Consider the following 13,019-nt stretch of genomic DNA (forward strand, 5'->3'; position numbering starts at 1 on the left):
CATCACTTTTATGTTTATATCTATTTCTTCTTAAAATTCTCAATAATCTTATCTACAATAACTTGAGCTAATTTTTCTTTACTTTCCATTGTCCAACCGGCAATATGTGGCGTAAGAATCACATTATCAGCTCCTAACAAATATCCAAATGCTTCAGGAAAATTATCCTCTGTGAAAAAATCTTCAAACGATGACTTTTCATATTCCAAAACATCTAATCCTGCTCCAAGTATTTTGCCTGATTTTAAAGCACTTACCAAATCATTCGTAACTACACTTTTGCCACGTGCCGTATTTAAAAACCAAAACGGATTTGAAAATTTATTAATAAAGTCTGTATTTATCATCCTCATTGTCAACGGAGTTTGTGGTGTATGCAAACTTACAACTTCTGCTTGACTAAAGAATTCTTCCAATGAAACTTGTATGGCATTTTCATCGCCCATATTGGGTTTTATGTCATAACAAATCACTTTACAATCAAAACCTTTCAGTTTTTTAGCAAAGGATTTTCCCATATTTCCATAACCAATGATTCCCACGGTTTTATAATCCAACTCCCAACCACGATTTTCCTCACGTAACCACTTTCCTGTTTTAATTTCCGCATTTGCTTTTTTGAATTTGTTGAGTAACGCCAATAACATCCCTAATGTGTGTTCCCCCACCGCATTACGATTTCCTTCCGGAGAAGAAATCAACATAATCCCTTTACTTTCAGCAAATTCGCAATCAATATTTTCCAATCCCGCTCCTACTCTCGCTATAAATTTCAGATTTGTAGCTTTTTCTATGAAATTTTGGTCAATTGAAAAACGGCTTCGAAGTATAATGCCGTCATACAAATGTATTTTTGACTCAATTTCGCTCTTGGAACTTTTATAATCTTCATAATTTTCAAATCCGTTTTCAGCAAGTTGGGCAATCATCAGTGGATGATTTGTATCCAAGTGAAGTATTTTCATATCATTTTAACTTTAAAACTTTTTCAAACATCAAACTTTGTACTTTGTATATCTTTCCACGTTCATTTCCTTGTCTATCGGTTTGTTTTCATAAACCATTTCATAAAGTTTTTTTGCAGCAAAAGGAGCGTTCATTACACCTCTCGTTCCTAAACCATTCAGAATCCAAATATTGTTATAATCAGGATGTTTTCCAACTAATGGTCTGCGGTCAGATACCGTTGGTCGAACAGATGCCTCTTGTTCCGTAACTTCATACTTACACGAAATCAACTTATTAAGTTTCTCTAAAAGCTCATTTTTTGCTTTTTCTGTAATGGTATCACTAAGGTCGTTCCATTCGTATGTAGCCCCTATTTTATAAAAATCATCCCCGATTGGGAGAATCACTCCATCGCTTTTCACAATCTCTTCAAGTTGTAAATCAGGCGCATAAAATGTTAAAGTTTCTCCCTTACAAGGCTTCATTGGAAGATAATTGAAGAAGGGATTTTGCACAACGCCATATCCTTCACAAAACACCAAATTTCGAGCAGAAACAGTTTGATAATCAATTCTATCTGAATTTATATCAAGTTCTTCGTAATTAAACTTCCTATGATGAAATATGCTTTCATCTTTCCATCGCTTCGTACATTCTTGCAGATAGGTTTTTACATCCAATCTACCCGTTTTAAGCACTTTACCAAATCCAAAAGGAGCTTGAATATATTTATTTTTTTCCGAAATTATTTCAGGATTCAAATAAGTAGAAAGTACCTCCTTATCAGAGGCGAAAAACCAATTGTTTTGCTCTTCCACCGAGGCAAATTTTCTCAAAATGGGAATTGAAATATTAATTTTTTTGTTGATTTTCCTTTCAATTTCATCATAAAAGGAACTCAACAAACTCATCTGCTCATTAGCCTTCCAAACAGACGTAAATCGCTTTAAAACCACAGGATTGTAAACACCTCCTGCAACCAAACTTGCTATCTGCGAATTATCACTAATCAAACAAAATGATTTACCATTTTGCTCCAACACATTACAAAAAGAAACACCTGCTAATCCTGCACCAACTACAATAAAATCAAACATATAAGCTAAAAAGTTTAATCTTTCAAAAAAAAACTGTTTTAAAACAGTTATGTCTTAAAACAGTTCTATGGATATTTCTGTGAATTTAAATTAGTTCGCCCACATATCTTGCTCTTTATTACGAACAGACTCTTTAATCTTATCCGATTCCAAAAGCTGGAAGAGTGAATTATCAGGCAAATAGTCTCTAATTTTTCTATCACCGTACACATTCGCCTCTTTGTAAACTACAGCACTAAACAATCTTGCGTTTAACAAATGATCAAATGACATTGGTCTTGCATTATTTTTTCGGTTAAACGTTTTCGCTTCGTGCAGAATCTCTCTTGCTTTTGGATAGAACACCCAAAACAATTCTACCAATCTATTTTGAGCATCTTCGGAGTCAACATAGTGTACATCCGGAGCTACAGGAGCAATTCCTAATAATCGATATTTTAATTCCCCTTGACGCTTATCAAAGTACCAAATCCCTCTGATGCGATACTGAACTATATCACCAGCTGTCAAATCTCTCTTAGCGATATTCACTGGGTCAATCGCCTCTCCGGCATTCAACTGATCGTAACCTGCTGATAATGTATCAATTTTAGATAGGGCACTACTTAGCTGATCATATGTTCTTTTCTCTGTAAAATAAGAATCAGCGTAGGTGTCTTTTAACTTTCCATTTTTCATATTCTTTACCAAAACATCATACAAAGAACGTCTGTATTTATCAACGTCCATCGTATCGGTAGGGAATAGAAGCGGAAAATTCATTCTCTCATTTAAGTCAATGATTTCCCAGACCTCCACAGACCAAAGCATATCCCTATCATCTACATATCCATAAGGTAATGGTTTGTCATTGTCTGACTCTATTTGGGCTTCACTTTTCTGTCCAATTTCCTCAACTTCTTTTGCATTTAAGATGTTAAATTGAGCAAAAGATATTTGAGATGTGAAAATTGCAGCAACTAATAAGCCGATATTTTTCCAGTTAAACATAATAATACAGTTTCTAATTTGTTATTTCAACATTTATAGGAATAACGGTTGGCATTTTGTAATCCGAATTTCCTACAATAGCAGCTTTGATGTCAAATATATTTACTATATCCCCTTTTCTCGCTCTGTTCAAAGCATTTCTTACCTGATCATTCATTTTATTTCCTTGTACAGAAATAGTTGGTTGCCCAGGAATTGAAACTTTGAATGAAGTAATTTTTGTATTCAAATCAAAATCAAAATCTTCGAACTTAGCTGTTATCGTGGCTGCTCCCAAGTTTGACTTAGGTAATTTCACACTCTCCACCTGCCCTCCAATTGAAGCCAACGGACGAGGAATATTTTTGATTCTGAACAATCTTGAAGAGCTGAACTTTTGACCATCTATTTCTCCTGAAACATTGATTGTTACCTCACGACCAGCACCAGGATTCATTACCCAGCCATTACCACTTCTGCTTAAACCTGAACCGGAAGCCGATATTTTGTTATTTGGCACTCCAGGCATTGAAATTGTAATCGGGTTAGATACTCCTCGATAAACCACATTCATTTTATCAGCTGAAATAACTGCAGAATTTGGTTTTGGAATGGTTGAGAATGACTGTTCAACAGGTACAGAGATTCGTTCTCCATCTTGGTCAAAGTGCAAATTACCTGTGATTTTGTGTTCACCAGCGTTTCCTGCACCCACTTTTAATCTTACTTTACCCTCTTGAATTTCATACTCAGAAGCAGATAACTTTCTTCCATCCAAAGATAAATCTACTTCGTTAGGTTTTGTTGAAGCATCTTTTCTTCCAAGCACGATAGCTCCGTCAAAAGTTTCTCCCTGATAGTATGCTCCTTTCCCTTGTTCTAACAAAGTTGTATAGTTGGTCATTGAAATTTGTGCTTTCAAGTTTCCTTCCATCAACATACCATAGAATTCTTGAGCATTTGTTCTGATATCAGATTGCATCATAGAGAATTTAGCTAAGGAAGCAATATAAGGGAATCCTTCAAAATGGTAATTCAACCATTTTTTCTTAACTCCATCTTTATCTTTAACATCTTCTGTACTAAAATTAGCTTTCACCTTTTCAGCCAAAGATGCATATTTAGGATTATCTCCCAAGATAGCTAAAAATTTATTTCTATAATCGTCTATGTTTTGAACGAATTCTTTTCCATCTTTAGCATATCCTTCTCCCAAGAAAAACAAATCATCAGTGTACTGAGATTTATCCATTGCCTGATAATCTCTTTCTGCCGGAGCTTTGTCTTGTTGCCCGATTTCCTTGTTCAATCCATCCTTGATTTTCTCAATGTACTCATAGAAACTGTCAGACAAAGCCTTCACTTCTTTTGCTTTGTTGTAATCTGCTTCGTACTTCTCAGGATTTTCCTTTGCATTATTGTGTAAAGCGTCAATTGCTGCCTCATTAGTAGCCTTAGCTCTTACATTTGACGACTCGAATTTCTCATTGACTAATCCAAATGCATTCAAAACCTCTTTACCCATATTCAATGCAAGCATTGCGATAAAGACCAAATACATAAGGTTAATCATCCTCTGTCTGGGACTTAATTTTCCTCCTGCCATAGTATTATTTCTTTAAGTTGTTGATTAAAAAACTAAATTATTTTCCCATAGCAGACAGCATTCCCCCATAAACTGTGTTCAAAGATTTCAAGTTATTCTTGAAGGACAACATTTGCTCATTCAATGAATTTAAGTTATCCACAACTCCTGCTTGAGCAGTAACTTGATTTTCTGTTCTTTCTAATTGTAATTTATAAAGACTATTTAATGATTCCAATTGAGTAGCCGCCAATGAAAGCTCTTCTCCATACTTGTGAGTAGCCGCCATTGAATTTGCAACCGGAGTAATTTCTTTCGCTGCACCAGCAAAATTCTCAATTGATTTTCCTAATGTACGCATCAAATTAGCATCAACTTTAGCTTCTGCTAAAATACCATCTAATTTCTCAGAAAGAGATTCTTTCAATAATTTATCCTCTTTTTCTTGAACAGGAGCAGATTTTACAACACTCTGACGAGCCATACCTCCAGCCAACTCAGGATAAACCAATGACCAATCATATTCTTCTTCAACTGGCTCAAATGCCGCAATGAAAAATATAATTGCCTCTGTAATCAACCCCACTGCCAACAGAACTGTTCCGTTAAGAGGTCCAAGACTCCAGTGAGTCAACTTAAATAATGCACCAAGGATTACAACTGATGCTCCAAGACTGTAAACTGCGTTAAAGATTTTTTTTCTTCCTTTATTCCCTTTTGCCATAAGATTAAGTATTTAAATGTTTATTAATTATATTTTTGTTTATTAAACTTTACTAAATGGAACTGATTTCAATTTCTATATTATCTAAAACCTCTTACTCCTTTACTCTTTGCTCCGTCACTAACTCCCATAAAGTCTTGAACTGTTCTGAAACCAATGTAACTACGAGCAGAATCTTGATATTCAAAATCACGTGTGTTAACTTGCAACATATAGGCTACATCTTTCCAAGAACCTCCTCTAATTACCTTACGTTTATTTTTCTCATCAATAACACTTGGATTCATTGTTGACATATATTCGTATGAATTTGGGTCGTATGATGTATTTGTCCATTCTGATACGTTACCAGCCATATTGTACAAATTATAACCATTTGGTTCATACGATTTTGCTTCTACTGTGTATAAAGAATTGTCTGATGCATAATCTCCACGCAGTGGCTTGAAGTTAGCCAAGAAACAACCTCTATCATCCGTAGTATAAGGTCCTCCCCAAGGATATGTACCTCCTTCAAGCCCTCCTCTGGCAGCATATTCCCATTCAGACTCAATAGGCAAACGGAAAGCATTAATTTCATCTTGCCCTTTAGCCTTTTGGTACGTATTTTTATTTAACGTTCTCCATTCACAAAACGCCTTAGCTTGCATCCAGTTAACCCCAACTACAGGATAATCACCATAAGCTTCGTGCCAAAAATATTGATTATGCATTGGTTCGTTGTAAGAATAATTAAAGTCACGAACCCAAACTGTTGTATCAGGATATACTTTTATCAGCTCTTCTCTGAAGAAATCTTTTCTGTTACCTTTTGCACGAGCTGCCTTTTCCATATCCAACCATTGGTACTTGAAAACAAATTTTTCAACATCCATAATGCGTTTTCCATTATAAGATTCTTCCTCTGGCAGATACATTTTATCCATTACCTCTGAGTAGTACTCATCGGGAAATTTCTTAGTATCCCAAATTAAATTCACTTTTCTGTTCAACTTACGTTTACGCTCATCGCCGTAAGTATTCTGCAAGTACTGTTCGTAAGCACTCATATTCTCAGTATTTGCGTCCAGATAAGCATAATCACCTATGCCTCCTCCCCCTTGAGATTGCCCCGTTTCGTCAGCTAATTCTGCAAGATTTGTTCTGATAATGGAGTCACGTACCCAATTAACAAACTGGCGATATTCACTGTTTGTAATTTCTGTTTCGTCCATATAAAACGAACCTACACTGACTGTTTTGACAGGTGCATTTAAGCTTCCTGCTTTATCGTCGTCGGAGCTACCCATAATAAAAGATCCACTTGGAATAAGGGTCATTCCATAAGGTCTTGGCTGTTTCCAACTCTTCCCTTTAACGCCTACAAGTTCTCCTTTGTTATCTCCACCACGACCGCACGCATAAACTACAGTAAGCATTAGTAGCATTACAAATATTTTCCTTGCCATAAACATTGTTTAAATTCACATTATTTCAGGTTGCAAACCTATATAATTATTTTGAAATCTGCAATAACTATTCATTTTTATTTAATGTTACCGAATTAAGTTTAACACTATATTTAGAATTCTTTAGTATTAATCCCTGCGATATCTAAAAATTTTTAGCATTGATAACCAACCATCTGAATTATTTTTTAACAAAAAAGCACTTTTTATCAACAAACAAAAACAAAAAAAACAAATATTTCTTAAAGTGTAAATTTTAGCTTTCTTTTCACAATAAAAAAACTGCTTTCACAGAAAAAAGCAGCCAAATAATGGCTGCTTTTCCTCAATTATTTTATGTTTTTATTACTTCAGCTCTTTAACACCGACGTTCCAAAGAATGAAAGATTGCATATCAGCAGCTTGTTCTATCAATTTGCTTACAGGTGTTCCCGCTCCGTGTCCTGCATTAGTTTCTATACGAATAAGAACGGGATTATTTCCAGATTGCTTAGCCTGCAATTCCGCTGCAAATTTAAAACTATGTGCCGGCACCACACGGTCATCGTGATCACCCGTAGTTACCATCGTTGCAGGATATGCAACTCCCTCTTTTACATTGTGAATTGGTGAATATTTTTTCAAATACTCAAACATTTCTTTGCTGTCATTGGCTGTTCCGTAGTCATAAGCCCAACCAGCACCCGCTGTAAATGTATGATAACGAAGCATATCCAATACACCAACTGCAGGCAATGCTACTTTCATCAAATCAGGGCGTTGCGTCATTGTTGCCCCCACTAACAATCCGCCGTTAGAGCCTCCGTGAATTGCCAAATGATTTGAAGACGTATATTTTTCAGCAATCAGATATTCCGCTGCTGCAATAAAATCATCAAACACGTTTTGTTTTTGCATTTTTGTTCCTGCATCGTGCCATTTTTTCCCATATTCACCTCCTCCTCGAAGATTAGCAACGGCATAAACACCTCCGTTTTCAAGCCAAACCGCATTTGAAACGCTAAATGACGGAGTCAAACTAACATTGAACCCTCCATAACCATATAATATGGTAGGATTTTTCCCATCTAACTTAATTCCTTTTTTATATGTTATAATCATCGGGACTTTTGTGCCATCTTTTGAAGTATAGAAAACTTGTTTGGATTCGTAATCTTCTGACTTCAAATCAATTTTAGGCTCCCAATACAAATCATATTTACCGGAATTTAAATCCATTTTATAGATTTTACTTGGCGTATTGTAATTAGTGAATGAAAAATACACTTCTTTATCTTCCTCTTTTCCAGAAAAACCTCCGGTTGAACCAACTCCGGGTAATTCCACGTCACGGATTAGATTCCCCTCATAATCATATTGTTTTACTTTTGAAACAGCATCAACAATATATTTTGCAAAAAGATAATCGCCTGCTAATGAAATTGACAAAACATTTTCAGTTTCAGGGATAACATCTTTCCAATTATTAGGTTTGGGATTAGAAACATCCACACTAACCAAACGCTTGTTCGGTGCATTCAAATTTGTAATCATAAACAACTTTGAACCCTTATTATTTACTACTTGCGTGTCATTATTGAAATCTTCCGTGATGGCTATAAATTCCGATTTTGGATTTCTTAAATCTTTCACAAACACTTTATTACCAGAAGTAGAGTTCGCTCCTGAAATGAATAAATAATTCTTATCATCAGAAACATAACCTGAAACATAGCGATATTTTTGTTCAGGCGTGCCACCAAAAATTAGTTTATCTTCTTTTTGAGGAGTTCCCAATTTATGATAATATAACTTATGTGTATCGGTTTTTGCAGAAAGCTCACTTCCTTTGGGCTTATCGTAACTTGAATAATAGAACCCTTCATTTCCATTCCAAGAAGCTCCACTGAATTTAATATCTACCAAAGTGTCACCTACAATCTCTTTTGTTAAAGCATTCATAACTATAAGCTTACGCCAATCGCTTCCACCTTCAGAAATCAAATATGCCACCAAAGAACCATCATCAGAAAAGCTAATTCCTCCTAATGAAGTAGTTCCGTCTTTTGAGAATTCATTAGGATTGAGAAATACTTCCTCTTTTCCATCTTTATCTTTACGATAAAGCACGCTCTGATTTTGCAATCCGTCATTTTTATAATAGTACGTAAAATCGCCTTCTTTGAAAGGTGCCCCAATTTTTTCATAATTCCACAATTTTTCCAAACGTTTTTTAATCGTTTCTTTGTATGGAATTTGTGATAAATACCCAAAAGTTACTTCATTTTGAGCTTTTACCCAATCGGCAGTTTCAGTACTTCTGTCGTCTTCCAACCAACGATAAGGGTCTTTTACTTCTGTTCCGAAGTACACATCAACCGTATCCACTTTTTTAGTTTCAGGATATGTAACCTTAACATCTTCTGATTGTTGCGTATTTTGGCAAGCCACCATCAAAAGCAAACTTCCTAAAGGAATTATTCTTTTTTGCATATTCAAATCTCCTATTTTATTTATTAAAATTCATCTTCAAATAAGTTCAAGAAATATTCTTGAATACATTTTTTCGTGCCGAAGATATTAATTTTTTTCTAAAAATAAAGCATTGGCACAGAAAAATAATTTACCATTACAATTAAGCTCCAACAGCCTTTCTTACATTTCTGATTAACAAAACATTATACATAAAAATCAACAAAGTTAAAAGTAAAAAACCTATAAAATAAATTTCATTATGTTGCTGCGAAAAGTCAAAGAAATTTTTGAGTTTCGTCAGATACACTCCTCTAACAGAATTACTTACCCAAACAGCAAAAACAACTGAAATTAAAGTAATTACACTAATAACAATACCATAAAATTTAGCTATTCGCCAATGACTGTATCCGATTTGATACAAATTCAAAAGCAATTCTTTATTTTTCTGAATTATCAGATTAACACTCAACAAAATAAAGGCAACAGACAAAGTAACAATTATGAAAGCTATAAAAAATACAAAAAACAATGCAGTTTTAAAGAAAAACACCATTTTTCCGAATTCTAACTCATCTTTATTAATAGAATAATTATTTTCATTGAAAAATTGTAAAATTCTTTCATCAGACGGGTTTTTGAAGTCAATCAATAAACGATTAATTTTGTCTCCATCTCCTCTACCAAATTCTACATTTGCCCAACGTAAAAATTCATCTGGAACTAAGATTGAATTAATTTTGTTAGAAAATCCGACAATTTTACTTTCAAAATGCTTGGTTTTCCCATTTCCTTCCACTTCAATATTAAACTGAATTTGCGAAATCATATTTTTTGAAAGAACGGGAAGTCCCTGACTTTCAGCAAATCCAAAATTGTACAAACTCAAATAATTTTCAGGAATAATTATCGGGACAAAATCCTGAGAAACATCCCATTGCCAGTCTTCAGGTTGTACATCTAAATATCTGTCGGGAATGCTTTCAAAAAATAAATCTGTGTAAAATCGGGGAATTTCACCTGTTCCTTTGGTAAAAGCTCCTATCTTAAACGACGCATTTTTAAAAGCCGCCACATCACTTATAAAATCCTGTTTTTGAAGCTCTTGAATTTCATTTTCCGTAAAATAAATTCGGTCTTTATTAGTTAATTTAAAGATAGATACATTTTTACTGATAACAACAGTTTGATTTTTAAACACATCGGATTGTTGCTCAAGTAATGGACGAACATCAAAATACAACTGAATAGTAATCAATATGATAACTACCCCAACAAATAATGTGAGAGCATATCCTGCAATTTGTGATTTGACTAAGGTATTTTTCTGTAATTTAAGAAGCATTTTTGCTGGAAATAAACGTGTTACAAATTCAAAATTTTATCAAATTCAAAAACCTGACTTAACTCAAGTGAAGTCATAATTAGGCTCGCTTCTTGATTTTGAAGCTCTTGGCTTATGATTTCTGCAAGAATTTCAATATTCTTATTATCTAAGTGACTAAAAGGCTCATCTAAAAGCAAATAATCAAAAGGTTGGCACAACGCTCTAATAATAGCAATTCGTTGGCGTTGCCCAAGTGATAATTTTTGCACCAAAGTATCACGCTTATGTGAGAGTGAAACCCTGTCAATCAACAAATTAATTTCTTGTTCGGTTTTATGTTGTGTAAGGTCGTTTTTAAGTTGTATGTTCTCGTAAGCTGTCAGAGTTGGAAAGAGTTTATAATCCTGAAAAACATAACTCAATTTATTCTTTCTGAACTCAAAAACATCTTTTTTATTAAAAACTCCATCGTATTTTATACTTCCTTCATAATGAAAACTACTTCCGTAAATGAAATTTAAAAATGAAGTTTTTCCGTGTCCCGACTGAGCTTTAATGAGATATTTCTTACCTTTTTCAAACAAAACCTGCTCCTGCAAATAAATATCAGAAGGAGTGATTTCTCCTTCTGACATATAAATAGGTTTGATGCGATTAAGTTCAATTTTCATTTTCAGAATTTTAAGAAATTGCTACTGGTTTGGTCAATTCCTTGTAAAATGGTATTCAAGCTATTGCCATCTTTCTTAAATTTGATGATTAATTCTCCTGAATAATTATCCACTTGTTTAAATTCAGCTTCTTTTAAAATATCAATCCAAACTTTGGATACATTTGCGTTTTGTGTGAAATTCAATTCTTTTCTAAGCAATTCCGGATACTCATCATAATTCAAATTTAAATAATAATATGTTGAATGTTTTGAAATTTGAGAAGCAATCTCCGTTTCTTTTAAATTTTCAGAAGACAATCCTCCGTTTTTGAAGCTTTTAATGCCTTTTTCACTATTTGTAATGAAGAAAGTTTTGTCATTAAATGTAAAATACATCGGGTACTTTCCGTCAAATAAGAAATAATAGTAATCTTCTGTTTTATCTATTTTATTTCCAGATATCTTAAGTATTTTTTCAACAACTTGACTTCCATTTAAATCGAAAACCAATCCCATTATTGGGAATAATCTTTCATCTTCTATAAGTTCTTCTTGTCTTTCATCTTGGTTTTCATACTCATACCAAAATCTTTCACGAGTGTATTTAATTTTCTCAAATCCAGAAAGACTAAATAAAAAGCTTCCGCCTAAACCATCAAATATTTCTTTGAGAGTAAACCCAAATTCATTCCCGTCGATTTGCTGTTCAATAAAATTGAAATTCTTTAAGTCTTTTAAATATTTATAAAATCCTTGCGGATTAATCGCCACACCCGATGTCATATAAGTTTGTTTAGGAAGAAAGTTTAATAAATCCTTATTAAAAGATTTTCCATACATATTATATTCTTTCAAGCGTTTTGCATATTCTTTACCAGGTTGGAAATTGGTTTTCAACGAGATATGTTTATCTTCAAATGACAAGAAGAGGGATAGGTACGAATCCGTAAGATCATAACCAAATTCTTGTAAAACACTTGCTCCACCAATTTGTTTTTGAAAATTTTCCATTCCTAACCAAAAACTCACATCTTTTTTATCTTGATAGAATTTTTTAAATGATGAATCTTTTGAGACTTGTTCACTCGCAGGCAAATTCATCAATTTTGAAACATATTTTTCCGACTCGTCCTGACCTCCATATCTCATATCACTCACAATCAAAGCCTTATCTTTATCCCAAGCAATAGTCGTAGTTGTATAATTTATATAGCTATATTTTTCAGATTTTTTTATTTCTAATCCCATCTTGGTCTCATCCAATATTTTTTGAAGAAATTTAGAAAAATCCGATTCGCTGCTGAGTTCAAAAGACATACAAAAAGCCTGACCTTCCTGAAAGTTACCAACATTATAAATAAACACATCTTTTTTCAAATTTATACCTGTTTTTGTAGGGTCTTCAAGAATTTGATCAATGAAATCAGAAAGATTTTTACTTTCGCTTCTAATCTCCTTTTGCAACATTTTGAACGCCTCAAAGTTCCTGACTTGCTGCAAATCTCCTTTTTTGTAGAGAGAATATACATCAATAACTCCTACAAAATTAGCATTGTTAGGAACTGTTTTTAACCCTTCAGGGGTACTTGAACAAGATGTTAGTAGCAGGCTTACAATTCCCAAAAAAATTAAGCCTAATGATTTGATTTTCTTTAGTGTTTTCATTGAATTCAAAATTTTAATTATATTTTCAGATAATTGATTAACAAGATACTCTCTTGACATTAAAGAGAAAATTAAAATAACAGATGCAAATTTACATTTCTTTTTTGTTAAATTTACATTTCTTAAAAATTTTAACATCAACAAAATGAT

Annotated in this window: 10 protein-coding genes; all 10 read right to left on the reverse strand. The window is 33.6% G+C overall.

All coding sequences use genetic code 11. The features are described 5' to 3' along the window. Window positions 1-20 precede the first annotated feature (20 nt). The 10 genes from GN105_RS04225 to GN105_RS04270 all read right to left on the reverse strand — a co-directional run bounded on the left by GN105_RS04225 (window position 21) and on the right by GN105_RS04270 (window position 12,869). Window positions 21-965 (reverse strand): 2-hydroxyacid dehydrogenase, encoded by a 945-nt coding sequence (locus tag GN105_RS04225; protein ID WP_155284168.1) that lies wholly within the window; start codon window positions 963-965, stop codon window positions 21-23. A gap of 30 nt (window positions 966-995) precedes the next feature. Beyond that, a complete protein-coding gene (locus GN105_RS04230) occupies window positions 996-2,045 on the reverse strand; it encodes an NAD(P)/FAD-dependent oxidoreductase (protein ID WP_155284169.1) in 1,050 nt (349 codons plus the stop codon). Between the two features lie 90 nt (window positions 2,046-2,135). Continuing rightward, the gene (porN, locus tag GN105_RS04235) at window positions 2,136-3,035 is read right to left on the reverse strand and encodes a type IX secretion system ring subunit PorN/GldN (RefSeq protein WP_155284170.1); all 900 of its coding nucleotides are present in this window, start codon (window positions 3,033-3,035) and stop codon (window positions 2,136-2,138) included. Window positions 3,036-3,048: 13 nt separating this feature from the next. After that, complete coding sequence (gene porM, locus GN105_RS04240; RefSeq protein ID WP_155284171.1) at window positions 3,049-4,620, reverse strand: type IX secretion system motor protein PorM/GldM; 1,572 nt, start codon at window positions 4,618-4,620, stop codon at window positions 3,049-3,051. A 37-nt stretch (window positions 4,621-4,657) separates the two neighbouring features. Continuing rightward, window positions 4,658-5,323: a type IX secretion system motor protein PorL/GldL gene (gene porL, locus GN105_RS04245; protein WP_155284172.1), complete on the reverse strand. Its 666-nt coding sequence runs from the start codon at window positions 5,321-5,323 to the stop codon at window positions 4,658-4,660. 80 nt (window positions 5,324-5,403) lie between these two features. After that, window positions 5,404-6,777, reverse strand: coding sequence for a T9SS ring complex lipoprotein PorK/GldK (gene porK / locus GN105_RS04250; protein WP_155284173.1), 1,374 nt, complete (start codon window positions 6,775-6,777; stop codon window positions 5,404-5,406). A gap of 339 nt (window positions 6,778-7,116) precedes the next feature. After that, window positions 7,117-9,243: a prolyl oligopeptidase family serine peptidase gene (locus tag GN105_RS04255; RefSeq protein ID WP_155284174.1), complete on the reverse strand. Its 2,127-nt coding sequence runs from the start codon at window positions 9,241-9,243 to the stop codon at window positions 7,117-7,119. A gap of 142 nt (window positions 9,244-9,385) precedes the next feature. Then, window positions 9,386-10,570 carry a transporter gene (locus tag GN105_RS04260; protein ID WP_155284175.1) on the reverse strand — a complete coding sequence of 395 codons (1,185 nt, stop codon included), beginning with the start codon at window positions 10,568-10,570 and terminating at the stop codon, window positions 9,386-9,388. Between the two features lie 20 nt (window positions 10,571-10,590). Further along, window positions 10,591-11,223, reverse strand: coding sequence for an ATP-binding cassette domain-containing protein (locus GN105_RS04265; RefSeq protein WP_227977316.1), 633 nt, complete (start codon window positions 11,221-11,223; stop codon window positions 10,591-10,593). A gap of 2 nt (window positions 11,224-11,225) precedes the next feature. Next, on the reverse strand, window positions 11,226-12,869 hold the full coding sequence (locus GN105_RS04270; RefSeq protein ID WP_173014963.1) for a DUF4836 family protein: 1,644 nt from the start codon (window positions 12,867-12,869) through the stop codon (window positions 11,226-11,228). Window positions 12,870-13,019 lie beyond the last annotated feature (150 nt).

Source organism: Capnocytophaga felis, assembly GCF_009684755.1.
In the GTDB taxonomy this organism is placed as follows: domain Bacteria; phylum Bacteroidota; class Bacteroidia; order Flavobacteriales; family Flavobacteriaceae; genus Capnocytophaga; species Capnocytophaga felis.

Coding starts and splice junctions, on each gene's coding strand:
- GN105_RS04225 (WP_155284168.1), bottom strand. CDS start 965: ATGAAAATACTTCACTTGGATACAAATCATCCACTGATGATTGCCCAA.
- GN105_RS04230 (WP_155284169.1), bottom strand. CDS start 2,045: ATGTTTGATTTTATTGTAGTTGGTGCAGGATTAGCAGGTGTTTCTTTT.
- porN (WP_155284170.1), bottom strand. CDS start 3,035: ATGTTTAACTGGAAAAATATCGGCTTATTAGTTGCTGCAATTTTCACA.
- porM (WP_155284171.1), bottom strand. CDS start 4,620: ATGGCAGGAGGAAAATTAAGTCCCAGACAGAGGATGATTAACCTTATG.
- porL (WP_155284172.1), bottom strand. CDS start 5,323: ATGGCAAAAGGGAATAAAGGAAGAAAAAAAATCTTTAACGCAGTTTAC.
- porK (WP_155284173.1), bottom strand. CDS start 6,777: ATGTTTATGGCAAGGAAAATATTTGTAATGCTACTAATGCTTACTGTA.
- GN105_RS04255 (WP_155284174.1), bottom strand. CDS start 9,243: ATGCAAAAAAGAATAATTCCTTTAGGAAGTTTGCTTTTGATGGTGGCT.
- GN105_RS04260 (WP_155284175.1), bottom strand. CDS start 10,570: ATGCTTCTTAAATTACAGAAAAATACCTTAGTCAAATCACAAATTGCA.
- GN105_RS04265 (WP_227977316.1), bottom strand. CDS start 11,223: ATGAAAATTGAACTTAATCGCATCAAACCTATTTATATGTCAGAAGGA.
- GN105_RS04270 (WP_173014963.1), bottom strand. CDS start 12,869: ATGAAAACACTAAAGAAAATCAAATCATTAGGCTTAATTTTTTTGGGA.